Origin of the sequence: Saccharopolyspora hirsuta (assembly GCF_008630535.1) — a bacterium.
Taxonomy (GTDB): domain Bacteria; phylum Actinomycetota; class Actinomycetes; order Mycobacteriales; family Pseudonocardiaceae; genus Saccharopolyspora; species Saccharopolyspora hirsuta.
Window position 1 is genome coordinate 61,825 of record NZ_VWPH01000017.1, and the last position, 24,026, is coordinate 85,850.

At 72.0% G+C, this 24,026-nt stretch carries 22 protein-coding genes; 16 read left to right on the forward strand and 6 right to left on the reverse strand.

Annotation, left to right across the window (positions count from 1 at the left end; translation table 11 throughout):
* The first annotated feature begins 14 nt into the window (after positions 1 to 14).
* Positions 15 to 440: a PPOX class F420-dependent oxidoreductase gene (locus tag F1721_RS30150; protein ID WP_150070223.1), complete on the forward strand. Its 426-nt coding sequence runs from the start codon at positions 15 to 17 to the stop codon at positions 438 to 440.
* 15 nt (positions 441 to 455) lie between these two features.
* Here F1721_RS30150 and F1721_RS30155 read toward each other — a convergent pair whose 3' ends face one another.
* On the reverse strand, positions 456 to 2,174 hold the full coding sequence (locus tag F1721_RS30155) for a DEDD exonuclease domain-containing protein (RefSeq protein ID WP_150070224.1): 1,719 nt from the start codon (positions 2,172 to 2,174) through the stop codon (positions 456 to 458).
* An 89-nt stretch (positions 2,175 to 2,263) separates the two neighbouring features.
* Here F1721_RS30155 and F1721_RS30160 point away from each other — a divergent pair, with 89 nt between their 5' ends.
* From F1721_RS30160 to F1721_RS30170, 3 genes are all read left to right on the forward strand, one after another.
* Positions 2,264 to 3,622, forward strand: a complete 1,359-nt coding sequence (locus F1721_RS30160; protein WP_150070225.1) for an NYN domain-containing protein — start codon at positions 2,264 to 2,266, stop codon at positions 3,620 to 3,622.
* Between the two features lie 454 nt (positions 3,623 to 4,076).
* Complete coding sequence (locus tag F1721_RS30165) at positions 4,077 to 5,048, forward strand: C40 family peptidase (RefSeq protein WP_150070226.1); 972 nt, start codon at positions 4,077 to 4,079, stop codon at positions 5,046 to 5,048.
* Between the two features lie 105 nt (positions 5,049 to 5,153).
* Complete coding sequence (locus tag F1721_RS30170) at positions 5,154 to 6,413, forward strand: M48 family metalloprotease (RefSeq protein WP_246155396.1); 1,260 nt, start codon at positions 5,154 to 5,156, stop codon at positions 6,411 to 6,413.
* Between the two features lie 444 nt (positions 6,414 to 6,857).
* On the opposite strand, the gene F1721_RS30175 is transcribed toward F1721_RS30170, so the two are convergent.
* Complete coding sequence (locus F1721_RS30175) at positions 6,858 to 8,666, reverse strand: AMP-dependent synthetase/ligase (RefSeq protein ID WP_150070227.1); 1,809 nt, start codon at positions 8,664 to 8,666, stop codon at positions 6,858 to 6,860.
* 230 nt (positions 8,667 to 8,896) lie between these two features.
* Here F1721_RS30175 and F1721_RS30180 point away from each other — a divergent pair, with 230 nt between their 5' ends.
* The 5 genes from F1721_RS30180 (at position 8,897) to F1721_RS30200 (ending at position 12,718) form a co-directional block, all read left to right on the forward strand.
* On the forward strand, positions 8,897 to 9,685 hold the full coding sequence (locus tag F1721_RS30180; protein WP_150070228.1) for a metallophosphoesterase family protein: 789 nt from the start codon (positions 8,897 to 8,899) through the stop codon (positions 9,683 to 9,685).
* A gap of 64 nt (positions 9,686 to 9,749) precedes the next feature.
* A complete protein-coding gene (locus tag F1721_RS30185) occupies positions 9,750 to 10,193 on the forward strand; it encodes an SRPBCC family protein (RefSeq protein ID WP_150070229.1) in 444 nt (147 codons plus the stop codon).
* A gap of 4 nt (positions 10,194 to 10,197) precedes the next feature.
* Complete coding sequence (locus tag F1721_RS30190) at positions 10,198 to 11,415, forward strand: ArsA family ATPase (protein ID WP_150070230.1); 1,218 nt, start codon at positions 10,198 to 10,200, stop codon at positions 11,413 to 11,415.
* Positions 11,416 to 11,420: 5 nt separating this feature from the next.
* Complete coding sequence (locus F1721_RS30195; protein WP_150070231.1) at positions 11,421 to 11,771, forward strand: hypothetical protein; 351 nt, start codon at positions 11,421 to 11,423, stop codon at positions 11,769 to 11,771.
* Entirely contained in the window at positions 11,765 to 12,718 is a 954-nt protein-coding gene (locus tag F1721_RS30200; RefSeq protein ID WP_150070232.1) for an ROK family protein, read from the forward strand. The genes F1721_RS30195 and F1721_RS30200 overlap by 7 nt, the downstream gene beginning before the upstream one ends.
* Positions 12,719 to 12,811: 93 nt before the next feature.
* Here F1721_RS30200 and F1721_RS30205 read toward each other — a convergent pair whose 3' ends face one another.
* The gene (locus tag F1721_RS30205) at positions 12,812 to 13,276 is read right to left on the reverse strand and encodes a DUF308 domain-containing protein (RefSeq protein WP_150070233.1); all 465 of its coding nucleotides are present in this window, start codon (positions 13,274 to 13,276) and stop codon (positions 12,812 to 12,814) included.
* Entirely contained in the window at positions 13,273 to 14,040 is a 768-nt protein-coding gene (locus tag F1721_RS30210; protein WP_150070234.1) for an alpha/beta hydrolase, read from the reverse strand. Before F1721_RS30210 ends, F1721_RS30205 begins: the two co-directional genes overlap by 4 nt.
* Before the next feature lie 245 nt (positions 14,041 to 14,285).
* Here F1721_RS30210 and F1721_RS30215 point away from each other — a divergent pair, with 245 nt between their 5' ends.
* From F1721_RS30215 to F1721_RS30240, 6 genes are all read left to right on the forward strand, one after another.
* A complete protein-coding gene (locus tag F1721_RS30215) occupies positions 14,286 to 15,035 on the forward strand; it encodes a lysophospholipid acyltransferase family protein (RefSeq protein WP_150070235.1) in 750 nt (249 codons plus the stop codon).
* Positions 15,036 to 15,081: 46 nt separating this feature from the next.
* Positions 15,082 to 15,582, forward strand: a complete 501-nt coding sequence (locus F1721_RS30220; RefSeq protein WP_150070236.1) for a polyadenylate-specific 3'-exoribonuclease AS — start codon at positions 15,082 to 15,084, stop codon at positions 15,580 to 15,582.
* Between the two features lie 304 nt (positions 15,583 to 15,886).
* Complete coding sequence (locus F1721_RS30225; RefSeq protein ID WP_150070325.1) at positions 15,887 to 16,912, forward strand: 6-phosphofructokinase; 1,026 nt, start codon at positions 15,887 to 15,889, stop codon at positions 16,910 to 16,912.
* Positions 16,913 to 17,168: 256 nt separating this feature from the next.
* On the forward strand, positions 17,169 to 18,629 hold the full coding sequence (locus F1721_RS30230) for an MFS transporter (protein WP_150070237.1): 1,461 nt from the start codon (positions 17,169 to 17,171) through the stop codon (positions 18,627 to 18,629).
* 110 nt (positions 18,630 to 18,739) lie between these two features.
* Positions 18,740 to 19,213, forward strand: coding sequence for a pyridoxamine 5'-phosphate oxidase family protein (locus tag F1721_RS30235; RefSeq protein ID WP_150070238.1), 474 nt, complete (start codon positions 18,740 to 18,742; stop codon positions 19,211 to 19,213).
* An 81-nt stretch (positions 19,214 to 19,294) separates the two neighbouring features.
* Positions 19,295 to 20,683 carry a class II 3-deoxy-7-phosphoheptulonate synthase gene (locus F1721_RS30240; RefSeq protein WP_150070239.1) on the forward strand — a complete coding sequence of 463 codons (1,389 nt, stop codon included), beginning with the start codon at positions 19,295 to 19,297 and terminating at the stop codon, positions 20,681 to 20,683.
* Positions 20,684 to 20,753: 70 nt separating this feature from the next.
* Here F1721_RS30240 and F1721_RS30245 read toward each other — a convergent pair whose 3' ends face one another.
* Positions 20,754 to 21,446, reverse strand: coding sequence for an aspartate/glutamate racemase family protein (locus tag F1721_RS30245; protein ID WP_150070240.1), 693 nt, complete (start codon positions 21,444 to 21,446; stop codon positions 20,754 to 20,756).
* Positions 21,447 to 21,555: 109 nt separating this feature from the next.
* Between F1721_RS30245 and F1721_RS30250 the strand changes: the two genes are divergently transcribed.
* Positions 21,556 to 22,455, forward strand: coding sequence for a LysR family transcriptional regulator (locus tag F1721_RS30250; protein WP_211840693.1), 900 nt, complete (start codon positions 21,556 to 21,558; stop codon positions 22,453 to 22,455).
* Here F1721_RS30250 and mptB read toward each other — a convergent pair.
* The gene (mptB, locus tag F1721_RS30255) at positions 22,403 to 23,962 is read right to left on the reverse strand and encodes a polyprenol phosphomannose-dependent alpha 1,6 mannosyltransferase MptB (RefSeq protein ID WP_150070241.1); all 1,560 of its coding nucleotides are present in this window, start codon (positions 23,960 to 23,962) and stop codon (positions 22,403 to 22,405) included. The genes F1721_RS30250 and mptB overlap by 53 nt on opposite strands.
* Positions 23,963 to 24,026 lie beyond the last annotated feature (64 nt).

The following is a 24,026-nucleotide window of genomic DNA, read 5'->3' on the forward strand; positions in this document are numbered from 1 at the left end:
CCTACCTTGGCGGGATGACTTCGATCAACGACCCGGAGATCCGCGCCTTCCTCGAGTCCGGCACCCGCACCGGCATGCTCGGCTTCACCGCGTCCGACGGGCGACCGCTGGTGGCACCGGTGTGGTTCGTGCTGGAGGGCGGGGAGATCGTGTTCAACACCGGCAAGGACACCGCGAAGGGGCGGGCGATCGCCCGCGACCCGCGGGTGGTGCTGTGCGCGGACCTGCCCGAGCCGCCGTTCGCCTTCGTCCAGGTCCAGGGCATCGCGGAGACCTCGGAGGACCCGGCCGAGCTGCTGCGCACCGCGACCCGCATCGGCGGCCGCTACATGGGCCAGGACCGGGCGGAGGAGTTCGGCCGCCGCAACGGGGTGCCGGGGGAGCTGGTGGTCCGCATCCGCCCGACCAAGGTCATCGCCTCCCTGGACATGACGGCCTGACCGGCGGGGGGGGGATCAGTCGATGGCGGCGTAGGCGGTGCGGCCGTTGATCGCTTTGTCGAGCCAGGTCTGCCAGGAGCCCGCGGCGCTCGCGGGCTCGTTCCAGGGCGTGGAGCAGCGGACCATGCGGGTGCCGCCGGTGGTCAGCCAGCGGTAGACGACCCGGGCTTCGTCCGCGCTGGTGCCGCGCAGCGGTCCGGGGCCGGGGAGGACGGTTTCCGCCGACGCCTGCAGCAGGTCCACGACCGGCATCGGGGGCACGCCGCGGCGCGCGGTTCCGGCCGCTGCGAGCTTGCCGTGGCGGATCACCGACAGGTGCCAGCCGCCGCGACCGTCCGGCCGGGCCGCGACCAGCTCGGCGACCGACGCCAGCGCGGCCAGCCGCTGCCCGCGGTCCAGCGACCGGACCAACCCGGCGAGCTGGTCGCGGTGCGCGGCGGCGTCCTCGAACCGCTGGGCCGCCGAGAGGCGGTCGAGCTCGTCCCGCAGCCGCTCCAGCAGAACGGCGCTGCGGCCGCCGATGACCTCGCGGATGGAGATCACCTCGGGTTCGTACTCCGCGGCGCTCTGACGGCCCGCACAGGGCGCGCCGCAGCGCCCGAGCTCGTACAAGGCGCACGGCCGCCCCTGCGGGGCTCGCGCCGAGATGCGTTCGGTGCACCGGCGGACCGCTGTCACCGACTGCAGCGCTTCGACGGCGTCGGCGGCGGTGTGGCGGGAGCTGAACGGCCCCAGCGCGTCCGGCTTCGGGGTGCGCACGATCGACAGGCGCGGGAACGGCTCGTCGGTCAGCACCACCCACCAGGCCCGCTGCGGGTGCTTCGAGCGGCGGTTGTAGCGCGGTTGGTGCGCGGCGAGCAGCCGGAGTTCGCGCACTTCGGCCTCCAGCGGGTGCGCGCACTCGACGTGGTCGACGCGCTCGGCGATCGCCACCATCTCCTTGATCCGGCTGCGCCGCTCGCCCGCCGTGAAGTACTGCCGGACCCGCCGTCGCAGATCCGTCGCGGTGCCCACGTAGAGCACCTCGTCGTTGGGCCCGCGGAACAGGTACACCCCGGGCGCGTTCGGCAGCTCGTCGGCCAGACCGCGCTTGCCGCGCTGCTGCGGGGTGACGTCCGGCAGGTGGCTGAGCAGGTCGTCCAGCGTCCGCATGCCCAGCGAGCCGACCCGCTCCAGCAGCGAGTGCAGCACGTCGACGGTGGCGCGGGCGTCGTCCAGCGCCCGGTGCACCGGTTCGGTCCGCGCGTTCAGCACCCGGGCGAGCGTGCCGAGCTTGTAGTTCGGCGTCTCGTCCCTGGTCAGCACCCGGCGGGCCAGCCGAACGGTGTCCACGACCTGCGGTTTCGGCCAGCGCAGGCCGAGCCGCTCGCAGTTGGCGCGCAGGAACCCGACGTCGAACGGGGCGTTGTGCGCGACCAGCACGCAGCCGCGGCAGAACTCCAGGAAGGCGGGCAGCACCGCGTCCATCCGGGGCGCGTCGACGACCATCGCCTCGGTGATGCCGGTGATCGTCACGACTGCGGGCGGGATGCCCCGCTCCGGGTTGACCAGGGTGGCGAACTCGCCGAGCACCTCGCCGCCGCGGATCTTGACCGCGCCGATCTCGGTGACCGCGTCCTGACCGCGATCACCACCGGTGGTCTCCAGGTCGACGACCACGAAGGTCACCTCGTGCAGCGGGACTTCCTCGCTGGTCAGGATCTCGTCGAAGGACAGCTGCGGGTGCGCGGACATCGGCGGTCACGTTACGTCCCGCTACCGACAGCGCGGTGGATGCGGGGTTCTGGGGCCCCGGCGATTAGCCTGTGGGGGTGGCGCCACCGATGCCGGGGTCAGCGGACACCCCCGAACCTGACGAGTCTGCTGTGGACAGTGCACAGCAGACCGGCGGTGCGTCGTCCGTCGAGTGGGACGACCTGCCCGGCCCGCTGCGCGCGCGGCTCGCCGAGCTGGCCGCGGGCGCCCTGGGCGAGATGCGCCCGACGGACGTGCCGGTGCAGCTGCGCCCGGTCGTCAAGTTCGCCCCCGCCAAGCGCGCCAAGCTGGGCCAACCGGCGTTGCTCACCGCGCTGCGCGACTCCTCGGTGTTCCGCACCGCGGTGGTCGACTGGTGCCGCAACCACCGCCCGGAGGCGCTCGCCCTCGACGCCCCGGACCCGATCGTGGTCGCCGCTGCGGCGGCTCTGCAGGGCTCGCCGGTCGCGCCGCACTACGCGGAGCTGATCGGCTTCCGCACCGAGCAGGGCCAGCTGCGCAGCGAGCGGGATTCGGCGGTGGCCCGCGCGGAGCGCCTGGCCGCCGAGCTGGACCGGCTGCGCGGCGAACTCGCCGAAGCCCGCCGCGCCGCGGACCGGGTGGGGGAGGAGAACAGCACCGAAGCCGACCGGCTCCGCAAGCGGCTCCGCGAGCAGGGCGTGCGGCTCAAGGAGGCCAAGGACGCCGCGGAGCGGGCGGACAGCGAGCTGGCGGCCATGCGAGCGGAGCGCGACGCGGAGGTCGCGGAGATCGCCGCGGAGCGCGATCGGGAGCGGGCGCGCGCGCAGGAGGAGCGGCGGCGCGCGGAGCGCGCGAGCGCCGAGGTCGAGGTGGCGCGGCAGAGCGCCCGAGAAGCCCGGCAGGGCGACGAGGTGCGCTTGGCGCTGCTGCTGGAGACGCTGGAGGGCGCCGTGGGCGGCCTGCGGCGGGAGCTCGGCGCGAGCGGGAGCGGGCCGCGGCCCGCGGACGTCGTGCAGCGGGTTCGGGCGCATTCCGGTGCCACCGGCGATGTTCCGGACGTGGCGGCGCTGGACCGGTTGCTGGGGCTGCCCGCCGTGCACCTCATCGTGGACGGCTACAACGTGACCAAGACCGGGTACCCGGAGCTGCCGCTGTCCGATCAGCGCGACCGGTTGGCGCACCAGCTGGCGGCGCTGGCCGCGCGGACCGGTGCGGAGGTCACGGTGGTCTTCGACGGCGCCGACGTGCTGGCGGTGCCGACGGCCGGGCCGCGCGGGGTCCGGGTGCTGTTCAGCGAGCCGGGGGTGCAGGCCGACGACGTGATCCGCGATCTGGTCTCGGCCGAGCCGAAGGGGCGTCAGGTGGTGGTGGCGACCTCGGACCGCGCGGTGGTCACCTCGGTGCAGCGGCGCGGGGCGTACGCGGTTCCCTCGGCGATGCTGCTGGCGCGGCTGAACCGGGTCTGACCCTTCGGCGACGGGATCGACCGCCCGGCGATCGGTCGCGGCGTGGCCGATCTCATAATCGATCACTCGGGTGAGTTTGATCTCCGGATCGGGTGACGCTGATCTTCACAATTCCAGGTGATCCGAGCGCAATGTTCGTCACCGTGAGCGAGTGACTCTCCCCCGTTAGAGGTCTTGTGCGAGGATGCACAAATTTTCGCCCCCGCTTCTGGACGTCACGCCTCACCTTTCGTAACCTACTCGGGACCTCGTGGCGATCAGTTGCCCAGAACGGGTGGCCCGCGGGGCACCGCTGAAACGACTTGTCGGGGAGTCGGCCAGGCCGGATACGGGGGCATCCGGCAGGTGAGCGGGTGGAGATGCAGAAGGAGCAGTGCGCGACGTGGCGTCGCACCGACTTAAGCGATCTCTGCGAGGAGCCCTGACCGCGACTGCGGTTGTCGCCGTCGTTGGCATGACCTCCGGGCCGGCGCTCGCAGATCCACCACTTCCCGACAACGCCTCGGACGCGGCCAAGCAGGTCCGCGAGCTGCAGCACCAAGCTGAGCAGCTCACCGAGGACATGAAGAAGGCCGAGGACGACCACGAGGCCAAGAAGGCCGAGCTCGACCGGGCCAACGCCGAGGTGGGCCAGGCGGAGCAGGTCGCCAACCAGGCCAGGGCCGAGGAGGAGAAGTTCCGCGGCCAGGTCGACCAGCTGACCCACGCCTCCTACCAGGGTGCCCGGCTGAACAAGCTGTCCGCGCTGCTGGTGAGCGAAACCCCCGAGGACTTCCTCAACCGCGCTTCCGCGCTGGACGCGCTGGCCAAGGACAACAACGACGCGGTCAAGGCGCTCGCGTCGGCCCGCCAGCAGGCGGAGAACGCCGAGCGCGCCGCGCAGGACGCCCGCAACCGGGCGACCCAGGCCGAGGCCGACGCCGCCCGCCTCCTCGAGGACGTCAAGACCAAGTCCAAGGAGATGGACGCGCAGATCAAGAAGGTCCAGGAGCGCTACGACGAGCTCACCGGCGCCGACCGGGACTCCTTGATCTCCGACGGCGACACCGGGGTCGGCCTGATCGCGGGTGCCGGTGCGGCGGTCAAGGCCGTCAACGCGGCGCTGAGCAAGCAGGGCTCGCCGTACGTGTGGGGTGCCAAGGGGCCGTCGCAGTTCGACTGCTCCGGGCTGACCTACTGGGCCTACAAGCAGGCCGGGGTCACCCTCGGCGGCTCCACCAAGACCCAGGTCACCCAGGGCCGGGCGGTCTCCGCGAGCGACCTGAAGCCGGGCGACCTGATCTTCTACTACTCCCCGGTCAGCCACGTGTCGATCTACATCGGCAACGGCAAGGCGGTGCACGCGCCGACCACGGGTGACGTCGTCAAGGTCACCGACTACAAGAAGATCGGTCCGATCAACTCGATCCGCCGAGTCGCGGGCTGAACCGACTGATCGCACCGGGGCCGGCACGCACCGCGTGCCGGCCCCGACTGCTTTTCCGCCGGGGCGGGCGATGTCCGAAATGTCCCCAGCTCTACGATGCGCCGTGTGCTGGGCTCGGAGAGCGTTCGCGGGTGGCTGGCGGCGGCCGCGTCCGGTGCGGTGCTGGCCGGGATGACGGTCGTCGGCCTGCCCGGGACACCGGCGGCACCTCGGGTCGTCGAGCAGGCGCAGTCGGTGGTCTCGGCGTCAGCGCCGGAATTCGCGGTGCAGCAGCTGCTGGAGCGCCGAGCTGAGGCGATCCGGGCCGGGGACGAGGCGGCGTTCGCGGCCACAGTGGACCCGCAGGCGCCGGAGGCGTTCCGGCAGCGGCAGCTGGAGTGGTTCCGCAACCTGGCGGCGGTTCCGCTCGCCGAGTGGTCGTACCGGCTGGACGCGACCGAGCCGCCGGTCGCCAGCGGGATCTGGGCCCCGGACGTCGTGCTGCGCTACGCGCTGGCCGGTGTGGACGGAGTCCCGACGCAGCGGTCCGTCGAGCACTCCTTCGTGCGCCGGGGCGATTCCTGGTACGTGGCCGACGATGCGGGGGCGCACCGGTGGCGCGGTCCCTGGGACTTCGGCCCGTGCCACGTCGTGCGCACCGGGAACGGGCTGGTGATCGGCCACGACCGGGAACCGGTCGAGCGGGTGGCGCGGCAGCTGGACGCCGTGGTCCGCGACGTGACCGGGGTGTGGGGCCCGGACTGGGACCAGCGGGTGGGGGTGCTGATCCCGGCGTCGCAGGAGGAGCTGCGCGCGATGGTGGGCGCCGAGTTCGCGGTGGACGGGATCGCGGCGGTCGCGGTGGCGGACCGGGTGGACACCGCGACGCGCCGGGTGGAGGGGCCGCGGGTGGTGCTCAACCCGAGGGCGGCCGAGGAGCTGTCCGACGCGGCGCTGGAAGTGGTGCTGCGCCACGAGATCACCCACATCGCGGCGCGCCCGTACACAGTGGATGGTGCCCCGATGTGGATCCGCGAGGGCTTCGCCGACTACGTCGGCTACCGCGACACCGGGCTGCCGCCGCGCGACGTCGCCCCGGCCCTGGTCCGCCAGCTGCGCACCAGCGGCCCGCCCGACCAGCTGCCGAACAGCGCCGACTTCCACCAGGCGGGCCGCCGCCTCGACCTGGCCTACCAGCAGTCCTGGTCCCTCGTCCGCCACCTCGTCGACCGCTTCGGCGAACAGCGGGTGGTCCACCTCTACCGCCGAATAGCGGCCACCGACTCACCAGCAGAGGTGGAAGCGGCCCTCCGCGAGGAAACCGGCCTGACAACAACCCAGCTCACCGAGGACTGGGCCACCGCCCTCCCCGAAACCTTCGGCTGACCGGCCAGAGCCCGTGAGCGCTTTCTGGTGCCATGACCCCAGAAAGTACTCACGGCCCACAACCAGCCAAAACAACCCCCACAACCAAAGCGGGGGCAGCAAGGTGAGCGCCCAAGCAGACCACGGCCAGAACCGGCAGCCGCAAGGCGAGCAAGAGCGGTGAGGGGAGTCGGTAAATCGGCCATCGTCAGGCAAGCGGCGCCAGCCGCTTCCGGCGGTGAACAGCGACCGCGAAGACGACTGGCACCGATCGTGAGGTGTCGCATGCGCCGCAGGCGCATAGCCCACCCTCGCAACCGGCACCGCCGCGGGTTCTCAGCGTTCGCTTGGCGAGGACGGCCCTGACGCCGTGTATTGGTCATACATAAGTCAGGGCACCCACAGCCAGGCGGGCGCTGAGGTTCCGCCACCGGCACCGCCACGCAAGATGAGCGAAGAGACGAATCAGGAGTAAATCGCTTCGATGGTGGCTGCGTGGTTCTGGGCCACCTTGTTGCGCTTGAGCTTCATGCTCGGGGTCATCTCGCCGCTGGCCTCGGTGAAGTCCTCCGGGAGGATGCGGAACTGCTTGATCTGCTCCGCCCGGGACACCGCCTTGTTGGCCTCGTCGACCGCCTTCTGCACCTCCGCGCGCAGGTCCGGGTCGTCGACCAGGTCGGCCGCGGGGGTGTTCTCCGGGCGGGAGTTGTTGGCCAGCCAGGACGGCAGGAACTCCGGGTCGAGGGTGATCAGCGCGCCGATGAACGGCTTCTTGTCGCCGACGACCATGCACTGGCTGATCAGCGGGTGGGACCGCAGCGCGTCCTCCAGCACCGCCGGGGCGACGTTCTTGCCGCCCGCGGTGACGATGATCTCCTTCTTGCGGCCGGTGATCCGCAGGAAGCCGTCCTCGTCGAGGGAGCCCAGGTCGCCGGTGTGGAACCAGCCGTCCTCGAGGGATTCCTTGGTGGCCTGCGGGTTGTTCCAGTACTCGCGGAACACGACGTCGCCCTTGATCAGCACCTCGCCGTCCTCGGCGATGCGGATCGTCGTCCCGGCGATCGGCCTGCCGACGGTGCCCACCTTGAACGCGGTCTCCACGTTCACCGCGGCGGCCGCGGTGGTCTCGGTGAGCCCGTAGCCCTCCAGCACCGGCACGCCGACGCCGCGGAAGAAGTGCGCCAGCCGCTCGCCGAGCGGAGCGCCGCCGGAGACCGCCGCGATGCAGCGACCGCCGAGCGCGGCCCGCAGCTTGCCGTAGACCAGCTTGTCGAACACGAGGTGCTTGAGCTTCAGCGGCAGCCCGGCGTTGCCGGAGTCCAGGGCGCGGCTGTAGGCGACCGCGGTCTCCTCGGCGGCGTCGAAGATCTTGCCCTTGCCGCTGCCGTGCGCCTTCTGCTTGGCGGTGTTGTAGACCTTCTCGAACACCCGCGGCACCGCCAGCACGAACGTCGGCCGGAACGAGCCGAGGTCGGCGACGAGCTCCTTGACGTCGCTGGTGTGCCCGAGGGTGACGCGGCCGTAGACGCACATGATGGTGATCGCGCGGGCCAGGACGTGCGCCATCGGCAGGAACATCAGCATCGAGTTGCCCGGCTTGGTCAGCTGCGGGAACGCCTCGATGTCGGCCCGCACCTCGGCGAGCACGTTGCGGTGGGTCAGCACGCAGCCCTTGGGGCGGCCGGTGGTGCCCGAGGTGTAGATCAGGGTCGCCACGTCGTCGGCGCCCACCGCGCGGCGCCGCAGGTGCACGTCGCGGTCCTCGACCTCCGCGCCGAGCGCGGTCAGCTCGTCCACCGCGGCCGCGGCGCCGCCGCTGCTCGGGCCCTCGATCTGCCAGACGTGCGACACCTCGGGCAGCCGGTCCACCACGCTGTCCACCTCGGCGCGGTGCGCCTCGGTCTCCACGAAGACCGCCTTGGCGCCCGAGTCGGTGAGGATCCACTCGGCCTGGTCGGCCGAGGAGGTCTCGTAGATCGGCACCGTGATGCAGCCCGCGGTCCAGATCGCGAAGTCCAGCAGGCTCCACTCGTAGCGGGTCCGGGACATCAGCCCGACCCGGTCGCCCGGCTGCAGGCCGCTGGCCACCAGGCCCTTCGCCACGGCCAGCACCTGCGCGGCGAAGTCCGCGGCGGTGACGTCGACCCAGGTGCCGTCCACTCGGCGCCGGAAGCTCACCGTGCTCCCGAAGCGCTCCGCGTTGGCCCACACCATGTCGGTGAGGTTCTCGTCATCGGCCACCGCCGTGGTGGCTGGTGCGCTGAACTCTCGCACGTCGAAACCTCCGAAAACACGCCAGTCCGTGGGGCACAACCTAACGCTGATAGTTACTGAGCGGTAGTCCCCTCCGGTCGACCGCGCCAGTCAGCACAGCGTAGATCCCGATGCGGCTGGTCGGGCGACTCCGGTCCGGGGACGCCCGCGCAGGTCGCACCACAGGCGGTGGGCGGCGGCCCGGCGACGGATTAGGTTCGGGGGTGCAGTCGCCGGTGGATGGGAGTCGGATGCGGGTCCACGTCGTTTCGGATGTTCACGGCAACGTCGAGGCGCTCAAGCGCGCGGGCGACGGCGCCGACGCGCTGGTGGTGCTCGGCGACCTGATCGACTTCGTGGACTACCACGACCACGGCCGGGGGATCCTGGGGCGAGTGTTCGGCGCGGAGAAGGTGGCCCGGTTCGCCGAGCTGCGCCGCGGCCCGCAGCTGTCGGAGTTCGGCGCCTACGTGCGGTCCCTGTGGGCGAGCCTGGCGGACCCGGCGAAGGTGGTCGAGGAGGCGGTGCGCGAGCAGTACGCGGAGCTGTTCGGCGCGCTGACCGCGCCCACCTACGCCACGCCCGGCAACGTCGACGCGCCGCACCTGTGGCCGGAGTTCGCCGGTGCCGGGGTGCACGTGCTGGACGGCGACAGCGTCGAGATCGGCGGCCTGACCTTCGGTTTCGTCGGCGGCACGGTGCTCCCGCCCGGCGCGACGCTGCGCAAGCACGCCGCCTGGGTGCCGTACCTGCGGGAGGCCGAGGACTACGCCGCGGCGGTGGCGGCGCTGCCCGAGGTGGACGTGCTCTGCACCCACCTGCCGCCCGCGGTCCCGGAGCTGATCTACGACGTGGTGGCCCGCCGACCGGAGCTGGGCTCGGCCGCGCTGGTCGAGCGGATCGCCGCCGACCAGCCGCGCTGGTCGCTGTTCGGGCACGTGCACCAGCCGCTGGCGCGGCGCGTGCGCCTAGGGCGCACCGAGTGCGTGAACGTCGGGCATTTCAAGCGCACCGGGCAGCCCTACGCGATCCGCTGGTGACAGTGAGGGAAAACCCAGGTCCTCCGCGCCGCTGGGCGCGGCGGCACCCGGTAACCTGCGGCGCATGGTCGATCAGTCCACCCAGTCCATCGTGATCGAGGCCCCCGCCGCGCGGATCATGGACGTCATCGGGGATTTCGCCGCCTACCCCGAGTGGGCGGCGGCGGTGAAGGAGACCGAGGTGCAGTCGCGGACCTCGGACGGCAAGGCCGCGAAGGTGCGCTTCGTCCTGGACGCTGGGGTGGTCAAGGACACCTACGTCAACGTCTACGACTGGGCGGCCGACGGCCTGTCGGTGAGCTGGGAGCTCACCGAGGGCCAGGTGCAGAAGGCGCAGCGCGGCAGCTACCGGCTCAACCCGCTGGCCGACGACCGCACCGAGGTCACCTACAGCCTGGCGGTGGACCTGGCCATCCCGATGATCGGGATGTTCAAGCGCAAGGCGGAGAAGATGATCATGGACACGGCGCTGAAGGAGCTCAAGCGCCGCGTGGAGCACGCCGGGTAGCCCGTTGCGGATCCTGCTGTTCACCGGGAAGGGCGGGGTGGGGAAGACCACCCTCGCCGCGGCCACCGCCGCCCACGTCGCGGGGGCCGGCGGCAAGGTCCTCGTGGTCTCCACCGACCCGGCGCACTCGCTGGCCGACGCCCTCGGCGTCGAGCTCGGCGCGGAGCCCGCGGAGGTGCGGCTGGGCGGTTCCCGCGCGGTGCTGCACGCGGCCGAGGTGCAGACCCGCGCGCTCGTCGACGGCACCTGGCGGGAGCTGCGCGAGCACCTGCGGACGATGCTGCAGGGTGCCGGGGTGGGCGAGGTCGACGCCGAGGAGCTGACCGTGCTGCCCGGCGTGGAGGACCTCCTCGCGCTCACCGAGGTGCACCGGCTGGCCGTCAGCGGGCTCTGGGACACCGTGCTCGTCGACTGCGGTCCGACCGCGGAGACCCTGCGGCTGCTGGCCCTGCCGGAATCGCTGGCCGGGTACTTGGAACGGCTGTTCCCGGCGCACCGCCGCGCGGTGCGCGGACTGCTGGCCGGTATCGCGGGCAGCGACCAGGTGCAGCGCTGGGACTCGGTCGCCGACGGGCTGGGGCGGCTGGCGGAACGGCTCGCCGCGCTCAAGGACGTGCTCGTCGACCCGGGCACCAGCGTGCGGCTGGTGCTGACCCCGGAATCGGTGGTCGCCGCGGAGACCCGCCGGACCCTGACCGCCCTGGCGCTGCAGCAGATCCAGGTGGACGGCCTGATCGCCAACCGCGTGGTGCCGAACCCGGGATCGGCGCGGGGCGCGGCGGCGCAGTGGCTGCGCACCCGGCGCCGCGAGCAGGAGGACGTCCTCGACACCCTGCGCACCGCCACCGACCTGCCGCTGCACGTCGTGGAGCACCGCGCCGCCGAACCGGTGGGCGCTGAAGCGCTCCAGGAGCTCGGTGCCGAGCTCTACGCCGAGTCGGATCCGCTGGAGACCCGGCCGACCGCACCGGCCATGCGGGTCACCGGCGGTGGGCGGTCGCTGGACGCCGAGTACGCCCTGCAGATCGCGCTGCCGCTGCACCCCGCGGCGGAGCTGGACCTCGCCCGCATCGGCGACGAGCTGGCGATCACAGTGGACGGTCGTCGCCGGTTGGTCGCGCTGCCCGCGGTGCTGCGGCGGTGCATCGTGACATCGGCGATCGCCGGTGACGACGGGCTGACCGTGCGGTTCCGACCCGACCCGGAACAGTGGATGCGGTGAGAGCGGTGGACGAAACGCGCAAGCACGATCAGCTGGTCGAAGAGCTGCGGCTGCTGCTCGACGCGCTGGCGGGCAAGGCGGAGGAGTACCTGCGCGGCTGCGCCCCGCGCACCGAGGCGGAGGAGCGCGGCTGCGGCTGGTGCCCGCTGTGCGCGGCGGTGGCGCTGGTGCGCGGGCACCGCCCGGAGCTCAACGACCAGCTGCTGGGGATCGTGCAGCTGCTGCGGCAGGCGATGGCCGAACCCGAGGCGCAGCAGGCAGAAGAACCCGAGCCGGAGGCCCCGGCCAAGGTGCAGCGGATCCGCGTGCAGCGGGTGGGGGGAACGGTGCTGGACGAAACCGAGGCGCGGTGCTGACCATCGGAGTGGACGTCGGCGGGACCAGCGTGCGGGCCGGGGTCGTCGACCAGCACGGCGAGATCCTCGAGACCAACCGGGTGCCCACGCCTTCCGGCGGTCCGGAGCTGAACGCGGCGATCGCGGGAACGGTGCGCGCGCTGTCCGACCGGTACCCGGTGGTCGGGGTCGGGCTCGCGGTGGCGGGCTTCGTCAGCGAGGACCGCCGGGTGGTGCGCTTCGCCCCGCACCTGGCGTGGCGGCACGTCGCGGTCGCCGACGAGCTCGCCGAACGGCTCGGGCTCCCGGTCGTGCTGGAGCACGACGCGAACGCGGCGGCGATCGCCGAGCACCGGTTCGGCGCGGCGGCCGGGGCGCGGGTGGCCGCGCTGGTGGCCATCGGCACCGGCATCGGGGCCGCCCTGGTGATCGACGGCCAGGTCTTCCGCGGTGCCCGCGGGGTGGCGCCGGAACTGGGCCACCTGCGGGTCGTCCCGGACGGTCGGCAGTGCTCGTGCGGCAAGCGCGGCTGCCTGGAGCGCTACTGCAGCGGAACCGCGCTGGCCGCCACCGCGGCGGAGCTCCTGCGCGGCAGCAGCGAACCGAGCGCGTTGCGCGAGCTCGCCGAACCGACCGGCGTGGACGTGGCGAACGCGGCGGGCGCGGGCGATCCGCTCGCGCGGCGCGCGGTGGACGACCTGGCGCGCTGGCTGGGGGAGGGGTTGGCGCTGGTCGCCGACGTCTACGACCCGGAGGTCGTGGTGATCGCGGGCGGCGTCTCGGCCTCGGCGCACCTGTACCTCGACGCGGCGCGCGAGCACTACGCGGCGATGATCACCGGCGCCGGGCACCGGCCGCTGGCCGACGTCGTGGTCGCGCACCACGGGGACCCGGCGGCCATGATCGGCGCCGCAACCCTGGCCCGAGAGCACGTCCTGCACGTCCCCAAGGCCTCGTCCGGCGGCTGATACCTCCCTCGTGGGAGGTGCTTCCGCAGGTGATGGTCCGTGAGCACTTTCTGGGGCCATAGCACCGGAAAGTGCTCACGAGACCTGACCAGCTCAGACCTGGGCGCCGTCGTCGTCGGAACTGCGCGGGGGCTGGCGCAGGCGCAGCAGGAGCCAGCCGATGCCGCCGCTGATCAGGACCAGGCCCAGCGGCAGGGTGATCGTGCTCGACAGCCCCGCCAGGCCCGGGACCAGCGCGAACAGCACGCCCACCACGACCACCGCGATGCCGATCAGGGTCGTCGGGCGCGGGGTCGGCAGCGGCGGGGGCTCCGGCGGGACGTAGTGCTCGTCCTCCTCGTCGGCCGTCGGAGCCCAGTCGCGCGGCCCGCTCTCGGCCGGTGCGACCGCGGTCGGGCCGACGGCGGGCGGCGCTTCGGTCCGCTCGCCCTCGTCGGCCGGTTCCCGGTCGTCGGGCCAGCGCGCGAAGGTCTCGTCCCGCTCCAGGTCGGCGACGATCTCGGCGAAGGCCGCGTCGATGTCCTCCGGCCCGTCGGCGCTGTCGCGGCGCGTGCTCATACGACTTCCTCGACCCGATCGCGGTGGATCCGTTGCAGGAATTCGACGCTACCGCTGAAGACCCGCGGTGCGTCGTGGTCCAACGTCGCGACGTGGAAGCTGTCCGCCAGCACGACCTCGGTGAGGTCCTCGCTGCGCACCCCGTCCAGCACGGTCGCGGCGTTCGCCGGTTCGACGACGTGGTCGACCGCGGACCGGAACAGCAGCAGCGGCTGCCGGACCCGCCCCAGGTCGGCGCGCACGACGCCCCACAGCTGCTGCAGGCTCGCCATCGCCCGCAGCGGGAGCCGCTGGTAGGCCAGCTCGAACCCGCTGGGCTTGGCGATGTCACCGGGGATCCCGCCGACCGACGGCCACACCCGGCCGAGCACCGGCAGCAGCCGCGCCGCCTTGCGCTCGGTCAGCACCGACGGGTTGACCAGCACGATGCCCGCGATGTCCGGGTGCTCCTGGGCCAGCCGGAGGGTGAGCGTGCCGCCCATGGACTGGCCGAAGACGAACACCGACGAGCACCGCCCGCGCAGCTCCGCGAGCTCGTCCTCCACCGCCCGGTACCAGTCGTGCCAGGTGGTCCGGTTCAGGTCCGGCCAGCGCGTGCCGTGGCCGGGCAGCAGCGGGCAGCGGACGGTGCACCCCTCCGCGGCCAGGTGCTCGCCCCAGGTCCGCATGCTCTGCGGGGTGCTGGTGAACCCGTGGCAGAGCAGCACGCCGATGTCGTCCGATCCGTCGTGCGCGAACGGTTCGGCGCCGGAGAGCACGGGCACTGCAGCCTCCCAAAGCGTCGGCGTGCCTGTACGGCTTCATGGTCGCATGCGAGACCGACGAACGGGACGGCCTCGCGGATGCGGGAGCGCGGCGGTTCGTCGGGTCTCCGGGCGGCGGTGCGGACGGCCGAATCCCGGGCGGGCGGGATCGACTAGATCACCATCGCCGCGACCGCATTGTGCGGGTCGCGCGCGCTCCGTAGTCTGAGCAGCGGAATCTTGCTGGGCAGGGAGGCGGCGGCGCGGTGTTGTACTGGGTGATGAAGCACATTCTGCTCGGGCCCTTGATGAAGCTGTTCTGCCGTCCGAAGGTCGAAGGCATCGAGCACGTGCCCAGCACCGGCAGCGCGATCCTGGTCAGCAACCACCTCGCGGTCGCCGACTCGTTCTTCATGCCGCTGATGATGCCGCGCCGGGTCACCTTCCTGGCCAAGCGCGAGTACTTCACCGGAAAGGGTGTGAAGGGCAAGTTCAAGAAGTACTTCTTCTCCGGGGTCGGCCAGGTGCCCATCGACCGCTCCAGCGGCGCCGCCGCGCAGGCCGCGCTGGACACCGGGGTCCGCCTGCTCCGCGAGGGCAAGCTGCTCGGCGTCTACCCGGAGGGCACCCGCTCGCCGGACGGTCGGCTGTACAAGGGCAAGACCGGCGTGGCGCGGATGGCGCTGGAGTCGGGTGCGCCGGTGATCCCGATCGCGATGTTCGGCACCGACCGGGTCAACCCGATCGGCTCGAAGATGTGGTACCCGCACAAGGTCGTGGTCAAGGTCGGCCCGCCGCTGGACTTCTCCCGCTACGAGGGGATGGCCGGTGACCGGTTCGTGGAGCGGTCGATCACCGACGAGATCATGTACGCGCTGATGGAGCTGTCCGGCCAGGAGTACGTGGACGTCTACGCGGCCAAGGTCAAGGACGAGATGACCGCGCAGGGCAAGCAGATCGCGGGCTGGAAGTCCACCCGCCCGGGCGGCCGCCTGCCGGAGTCGAAGGCGGGCTGACCGGCCCGCGACCGGAGCCCGCCGGGGCGGCACCTACGCTGACCTGGTGAGGTTCTTCTACGACTGCGAGTTCATCGAGGACGGGCAGACCATCGAGCTGGTGTCGATCGGGATGGTCGACGAGTCCGGCCGCGAGTTCTACGCGGTGTCCACCGAGTTCGACGCCTCGCGGGCCGGTGCCTGGGTCCGGCAGCACGTGCTGCCGCAGCTGCCGCCGCCCGCAGACCCGTGCTGGCGCTCCCGCGCCCGGATCCGCGAAGACCTCTACAGCTTCCTCACCTCGCGCGGCTCGAACCCCGAGCTGTGGGCCTGGTACGCCGCCTACGACCACGTGGCGCTGGCCCAGCTGTGGGGCGCGATGCCGATGCTGCCGTCCCGGATCCCGAAGTTCACCCGGGACCTCCGCCAGCGCTGGGAGGACGTCGGCAAGCCGAAGCTGCCGCCCGCCCCGGAGAACGCCCACGACGCCCTCGCCGACGCCAAGCACAACCTGGAGCGCTGGAAGGTGATCGAAGAGGTCCGCCGCAAGCGCGGCTTCGCGATCTAGGGACCAGTTCCAGGCTCGTTCTGCGTGGCGGTGCGGGTAGCGGAACCTCAGCGCCCGCCTGGACTCCGGGTGCCCAACTTCGCGGTCGCTGTTCACCGCCGGCAGCGGTTTCGCCGCTTGCCTGACGTGCGCGGATTCCCATTCGCCCTCGCCACTGGTCGTCAGGCGTTCCCACCACCGGTCCGCGCGTGGTAAATACGCGGTTACTTGCTGCAACGATCCAGTTCGTGACAGGCTGGGCCCGGGGGAGACCTCGATCACAACCTGGCTCACTGAGGAGGCGGCGAGAACCATGCCCGCTGGAATGCGTGTCGGAGTGCTCACCGGGGGCGGCGACTGCCCCGGTCTCAACGCGGTGCTCCGGGCGGTGACCCGCAAGGGGATCTCCGTGCACCAGCACGAGATCCTGGGCTTCCGCAGCGGGTGGCTGGGCCCGGTGGAGGGCCTGACCACGCCGCTCACCCTGGACCGCGTCGAGGACATCCTCAGCCGCGGCGGCACCATCCTCGGATCCTCGCGGACCAACCCGTACAAGGTCGACGACGGCATCGCCCGGCTCAAGGCCACCCTCGCCGAGAACCGGGTGGACGCGCTGATCGCGATCGGCGGCGAGGACACCCTCGGCGTCGCCGAGCAGCTCACCCACGACGGGGTGCCGGTGGTCGGGGTGCCCAAGACGATCGACAACGACCTGGACGCCACCGACTACACCTTCGGCTTCGACACGGCGGTGCACATCGCCACCGAGGCCATCGACCGGCTGCGCACCACGGCGGAGTCGCACCACCGCGCGCTGGTGGTGGAGGTGATGGGCCGCCACGCGGGCTGGATCGCCCTGCACTCCGGCCTGGCCGGTGGCGCCAACGTGATCCTGGTGCCGGAGAAGCCGTTCAGCGTCGACCAGGTCTGCGAGTGGGTGGAGCAGCGCTTCGAGCGCCAGTACGCGCCGATCATCGTGGTCGCCGAGGGCGCGGTGCCGGAGGGCGGCAAGGAGCTGCTGGTCACCGGCGACCGCGACGCCTTCGGGCACGTCCGGCTGGGCGGGGTCGGGACCTGGCTGGCCGACGAGATCGCCAAGCGCACCGGCAAGGAGTCCCGCGCGGTGGTGCTCGGCCACGTGCAGCGCGGCGGCACCCCGACGGCGTACGACAGGGTCCTGGCGACCCGCTTCGGCCTGCACGCCATCGACGCGATCACCGAGGGCGACTACGGCAAGATGGTCGCGCTCCGCGGCACGGACATCGTCCGCGTCCCGCTGCGCGAGGCGACGGCGCAGCTCAAGACGGTTCCCCTGGAGCGCTACGCCGAGGCCGAAGTCCTCTTCGGCTGACCCCGTCCCGCCGGGCCCCGGCGTGTCGGCCGCGACATGCCGGGGCGCGTCCGGACCTTCCGCGATTTCAATGGAAATCGCATGCCTGATTTCCATTGAAATCGCGGACCACCGGCACCCTGTTCCAGCATGTGGACGCACCTGTTCCACCAGTTAGGCTAATCCCTCGCGACTGGGCGTTGGGGCCGCGCACGCGGCCGAGCCGCGCCTGCGCGCACCTTCGCCGCGCACGATCGTTCGACGCGAAGGGGAAGCAGTGTCCACGCAACCAGTGGCCGGTGGGGAGCAGGTGCTCATCCGCTCGGCTCGGGACGTCACCGAACTGGTCAACTCGGGTGCCGCGCGGGGCAGCCACGCGAAGATGATCGTGCTGCTGGCGCTCGGCGGCATCTTCCTCGACGCCTACGACCTGACCTCGCTGGCCTACGGCATCACCGACATCAAGCAGCAGTTCGGGCTGTCCCCGGCCGGGGCGGGCGCGGTCACCGCCTCGATCAGCGTCGGCGCGATCTTCGGCGCCTGGCTCGGCGGCATCCTGGTGGACCGGCTCGGCCGCTACCGGGTGTTCATGGCCGACATGCTGTTCTTCGTGGTCTCCGCGCTCGGCTGCGCGCTCGCGCCGAACATGGAGGTCCTGATCCTCTTCCGGTTCCTGATGGGCTTCGGCGTCGGCATGGACATCCCGGTGGCCATGGCCTTCCTGGCCGAGTTCTCCCGGCTGAAGGGCAAGGGCAGCAAGGGTTCCCGCACCGCCGCCTGGTCGCCCGCCTGGTACGTGGCCACCAGCGCCTGCTACCTGGTGATCATGGGGCTGTACTTCGCGCTGCCCGAGCAGCACCACGACCTGCTGTGGCGGTTCACCGTCGGCTTCGGCGCGGTCCCGGCGATCGTGATCCTGCTGGTGCGCAACAAGTACATGAACGAGTCGCCGTCCTGGGCGGCGAACCAGGGCGACCTGGAGCGGGCCGCGCAGATCCTGCGCAAGTCCTACGGGGTCAACGCGGTGGTGGCCCCGGACGCCGAGGTGGTCGAGAAGCAGGCCGAGCGCCGCGGGCTGCGCGACTTCGCGAGGCTGTTCGAGCCGCGCTACCGCGGCCGCACGATCCAGGCGCTGACCATCGGCCTGGCCCAGACCTTCGGCTACAACGCGGTCGCCTACGGCCTGCCGATCATCATCACCAGCATCCTCGCCCAGGGCGCGCTGAACACCATCACCGCATCGCTGGTGCTCAACCTGGTCTTCGCGGTCACCGGCGGGCTGCTCGGCATCCGGCTGGCGAACCGGACCGGCGCCTGGAAGATGACCTTCCTGGGCTTCGCGGTGCAGCTGACCTCGCTGGTCGTGCTGGCGCTGATCGGCAAGCCCTCGGCCACCGCGTACGTGCTGTTCGCGATCTTCGCGCTGGGCGCGTTCATGTTCGCCCAGGCCTCCGGGCCGGGTGCGCACTTCATGAGCTTCGCCTCGCTGAGCTACCCGACGAACATGCGCGGCACCGGCATCGGCTTCAACCAGGGCACCCTGCGCGTCGGCTCCACCCTGGCGCTGTTCTTCTTCCCGGTGCTCAGCGCCGCCCTCGGCAGCGGCGTGTTCTGGGTGATCGCGCTGGCCCCGCTGATGGGCCTGGTGGCCCTGCTGGCCAAGCGCTGGGAGCCGGTCGGCTACGACGCCGACGCGGTCGAGGCGGAGTGGCAGCGCGAGAAGCAGGCGGCCAGCTAGCTCGGCCGCTCCCGCGTCGCACCGGGGCGGAGTCCAGTCCGTGATGGTGTTGACGTGGTGGGTCGCGTCGGAACAAGATCGCCGGGACCGGCGGAGGAACGGAGCGGCTCATGTCTCGGCGCGGCCAGATCACCATGTCCGACGAGGAGATCGTCGAGTTCGTCGACCAGCGGCGGGTCGTGGTGCTGGCCACGGTGAAGGCCGACGGGCGACCGCACCTGGTGCCGATGTGGTTCGTCCACGACGGGCCGGTGATCGAGGTGTGGTCCTACGCGCGCTCGCAGAAGACGCTGAACCTGCGCCGCGACCCGCGCGCCACGCTGCTGCTGGAGACCGGGACCGAGTACGCCGAGCTGCGCGGGGTGTCGCTGGAGTGCGACGTGGAGCTGCTCGAGTCGGCCGAGGACGTGGAGCGGATCGGGCTGGGGCTGGCCGTGCGCTACGGCACGGCGTCCCCGCTGAACTTCCGCGACGAGCAGGCCCGCGCCGCCCTGCGGGCGAAGGCCGCCAAGCGGGTCGGCCTGCGGTTCACCCCGACCCGCGCGATCAGCTGGGACCACCGCAAGCTCGGCGGCGGCTACTGAATCGAGCCCGGCTGGGCTTCCGCATCGTGGGACGGGCTTCCCGGAGTAAAGGGACTGGCGCTGACCGCCTATTCTGGGAACGTGAACTGGACCGTCGACGTCCCCGTGGATGACCTGCCCGAACTGCCGCCGCTGCCGCCCGAGATGCGCGCCCGGCTCGACGACGCACTGGCCCGCCCCGCTGCCCAGCAGCCCAAGTGGCCGGACCAGGAACAGGCGAACAACGTCCGGAAGGTGCTGGAGAGCGTTCCTCCGGTGACCGTCCCCTCCGAGGTCGACCAGCTGCGCCAGCACCTGGCGGCGGTCGCCAGGGGGGAGGCCTTCCTGCTGCAGGGCGGCGACTGCGCGGAGACCTTCGCGGACAACACCGAGCCGCACATCCGCGGCAACATCCGCACCCTGCTGCAGATGGCCGTGGTGCTGACCTACGGCGCGAGCATGCCGGTGGTCAAGCTCGGCCGGATCGCCGGGCAGTACGCCAAGCCGCGGTCCAGCGACACCGACGCGCTCGGCCTGCCGTCCTACCGCGGCGACATGATCAACTCGCTGGTGGCCACCGAGGAGGCGCGCCGCCACGACCCGTCGCGGCTGATCCGCGCCTACGCCAACGCCAGCGCCGCGATGAACCTGTCCCGCGCCCTGACCAGCGCCGGGATGGCCGCGCTGACCAAGGTGCACGACTGGAACAAGGACTTCGTGCTCAACTCCCCGGCGGGGGAGCGCTACGAGTCGGTGGCCGCCGAGATCGACCGCGGGCTGCGCTTCATGGCGGCCTGCGGCGTCGACGACTCCAGCCTGCACTCGGTGCAGTTCTACGCCAGCCACGAGGCGCTGGTGATGGACTACGAGCGCGCCATGCTGCGCCTGGACACCACCGGTGACCAGCCGCGCCTGTTCGACCTGTCCGGCCACTTCCTGTGGGTGGGCGAGCGGACCCGCCAGCTCGACGGCGCGCACATCGCCTTCGCCGAGCTGATCTCCAACCCGATCGGCCTCAAGATCGGCCCCGGCACCACGCCGGAGCAGGCCGTGGAGTACGTCGAGCGGCTGGACCCGAACAACGAGCCGGGTCGGCTCACCCTGATCAGCCGGATGGGCAACGGCAAGGTGCGCGACGTGCTGCCGCCGATCGTGGAGAAGGTCACCGCCTCCGGCCACCAGGTGATCTGGCAGTGCGACCCGATGCACGGCAACACCCACGAGGCCAGCACCGGTTACAAGACCCGCCACTTCGACCGGATCGTGGACGAGGTCCAGGGCTTCTTCGAGGTCCACCACCGGCTCGGCACCCACCCCGGCGGCATCCACGTGGAGCTGACCGGCGAGGACGTCACCGAGTGCGTGGGCGGCGCGCAGGAGATCTCCGACGCCGACCTCGCGGGCCGCTACGAGACGGCCTGCGACCCGCGCCTGAACACCCAGCAGTCGCTGGAACTGGCGTTCCTGGTCGCGGAGATGCTCCGCGGCTGAACGACGGCTGCTCGAACGGGCCCCGGAAACCCACGCGGTTCCCGGGGCCCTTCTGCTGCGGACCGGTTCCTCAGCCGAGCGCGAGGTCGAGGGCGTGCTCGACGTGCAGGCGGGTGGAGTCGAACAGCGGCAGCGGGCTGTCCTGCTGGCCGACCAGCAGCGTGATCTCCGTGCAGCCCAGGACCACCGCCTCGGCGCCACGGTCAGCGAGCTCCCGGATCACCCGGACGTACTGCTCGCGCGAGCTGTCCTCGACGCGGCCGCGGGTCAACTCGCGGTAGATGACGTCGTGCACCAGGGTGCGGTCGGGTTCGGTCGGCACCACGACCTCGATGCCGTGCCGGTCGCGCATCCTGGCCCGGTAGAAGTCGAGCTCCATCGTGTGGCGGGTGCCCAGCAGCCCGACCTTCTCGCACCCGGAGGCCGCGATCCGCTGCGCGGCGGCGTCCACGATGTGCACGAACGGCACGTCGACGGCTTCTTCGACGGCCTCCGCGACCTGGTGCATGGTGTTGGTGCAGAGCACGATCAGATCGGCTCCGGCCTGCTGCACCCGCCGGGCGGCGTCGGCCAGGAACGAGCCCGCTCGCGACCACGCCCCGGCCTCCTGCATGGCGACGACTTCGGCGAAGTCGACGCTGAGCAGCACGCTCGGCACCGTGCGGTGCCCGCCGAGCCGGTGGCGGCTCCCCTCGTTGAGCAGTCGGTAGTACTCGGCCGAGGATTCCCAGCTCATCCCGCCGAGCATCCCGATGGTCCGCATGCGCCCTCCTTGCCGTGCAGCGGTCGAACGATCTCGTCAAGCCTCGGCGGATGTCGGAGCTGGCGGTAGCCGGGTCTTGCTTGGCACCGGCCCAAGGGAGACTTGGGGGGTGGACGCGCAGCGCTTGATGGTGTTCCGGGAGATCGCACAGGCCGGTTCGCTCGGCGCGGCGGCGCGCGCGCTCGGCTGGACCCAACCGGCGGTCAGCCAGCACCTGCGTCGGCTGGAACGGCAGGTGGGCACCGCGCTGGTGCTGCGCCATCCGCGCGGGGTGCGGCTCACCGAAGCGGGGCAGGTGCTCGCCCGGCACGCCGAGGCGATCGCGGCCCGGTTGCGCGCAGCGGAGGAGGACCTGGCCGAGCTGGTCGAGCTGCGGACCGGCACGCTGCGGCTGGCCGCGTTCCCGTCGGCCTCGCCGACCCTGGTCCCAGCAGCCCTCACCGCGTTGCGCGCGGAGCACCCCGGCCTGACCGTGCGGCTGCACGAAGCCGAGCCACCGGCCGCGATCCGGCTGGTGTCCACCGGTGGCGCCGAACTGGCGATGGTCTTCACCCACAGCGCCCCGGAGCACGATCCGGACCTGGTCTGGCTGCCGCTCGGGACGGAACAGCTCCGCGTCGTCCTGCCCGTCGACGGCCCGCACCGAGCCGCTGCGGTGGAGCTGACGGCGCTGCGCGACGAGCGGTGGATCGGCGGGTGCGAATCGTGCACCGCGCACCTCGTCGACACGTGCCGGGCGGCCGGTTTCGACCCGGAGATCCACCACGACACGGACGACTACGTGGTCGCACAGGCGTTGGTGGCGGCCGGGCTGGGCGTGGCGCTGCTGCCGCAGCTCGCGCTGACCGCGTTCCAAGACCCCGGGGTCCGGGTTGCCTCCGTGACGCCGGAGCAGCACCGATCCCTGTTCCTGGTGCACCACCGGGATCTGTCCGGGGTGACTGCGGTCGAGGCCGCTATCGGCGCGCTGCGAGCGGTGTCCGCGACAGTCGGCCGAACGCCTCGCTGAGGCCCAGCGGGTCGTAGCGGACCAGGGAGAGCGCGCCGAGGACCGCGGCGCCGATGCCCACCGCGACGAACGGCCAGTTGTACATGGCCTGCTCGCCGTCCGGGTAGTACGCCAGGACCAGGGCGATCGACGCTCCGACCACGTACGACAGGGCTCGCGGGGTCCAGGCGAACGCCGCGCCCAGCGCGAGGCCCCAGGTCGTGTACCAGGGCAGCAGGACCGGGGACAGGAAGGCACCGAAGCACAGGACGATCGCTGCTCGGCGCACCGCTTCGGGGCCGCCCTCGCGCGCCCGCCACCAGTTCCAGACCAGGATCGCCACCAGCAGGAACGAGCCGAGGGTGCGGGTGGTGCCCACGAACGGCCAGATGTTGGTCTCGCCGAACAGCGAGACCAGGCTGTGCACCGCCTGCCCCACGGCGGTCGGCGCGGACAGGTAGTTGACGATCATGCCCGGTGCCGACAGCGCCGACAGCCAGCCGAAACCGACCTTGGCCAGCAGGGTGCACGCGCCGAAGACCACCGCGAAGATCCCGACCGCGGGGAACACCGCGCGCAGGAACCGCCGCCACAGCGGGCCGGTCAGCCGGGACGCCCAGATCCACACCAGGAACGGCAGCGCCAGCCCGGCGGTGGCCTTGATCGCCATCGCCGCCGAGGCCAGCGCGATCCCGCTGACGTGGCGGCCCTCCAGCACCAGCAGCGTGCCGACCGACAGCAGCCCGATCATCAGCATGTCGTTGTGCGGGCCGCCCACCAGGTGCACCACCGTCATCGGGCTGGCCGCGACCAGCCACAGCGCGACCGGCAGCCGACCGCCGAGGTGGCGCACCAGGCCGGGCAGCGCGCAGATCAGCATCACCAGACCGCCCAGCAGCACCAGGCGCATCACGACGACGCTGGCGATGATGTCGTGCCCGGCCAGCAGGATCACGCCCTTGGCCACGCTCATGAACAGCGGCCCGTACGGCGCGGGCGTGGTCTGCCAGGTCGGGTGCACGTTCTCCGGGATCGGGCCGGTGAGCGCGGACGGGCCGACGCCGTAGGGGTCGAGGCCGTGCAGCGCGAGCAGCCCCTGTCCCAGGTAGCTGTAGACGTCGCGGGTGAACAGCGGCGGGGCGACGAGCATCGGCGCCAGCCAGGCGACCGTCGCCCACAGCACGCCGCGGGAGGTCACCAGGTGTGCCAGCACGCCGCGGCCGAGCCGCACCCACGCCCACACCAGCAGCGCGAACCCGAGGTAGACGACGGTGACCGCGACGTCGCGGCCGTGCCCGTAGCGCAGCACCGACAGCGGGCCGGTGCCCAGGACCGGGTCGTGCACGAGGGTTCCACCGGCCCCGAAGGAACCGATCAGCAGCAGCACCGAGCCGATCGCGCCCAGTGCGATGGTGCGCAAGGGCAGCGGGCGGCTCTCGCGCCGTCCGCCGCTGGCCTGGTCGGCTGTCGTGTTGTTGGTCCGCTCGGACCAGTCGGGTGCCGACTCGGTGGAAACACTCGGGGGCATCGTGCCCCCAATATTTCCACAACCGCCCCTCGCGCCACCTGTGACCAGGAGAGATCCGCCGCGC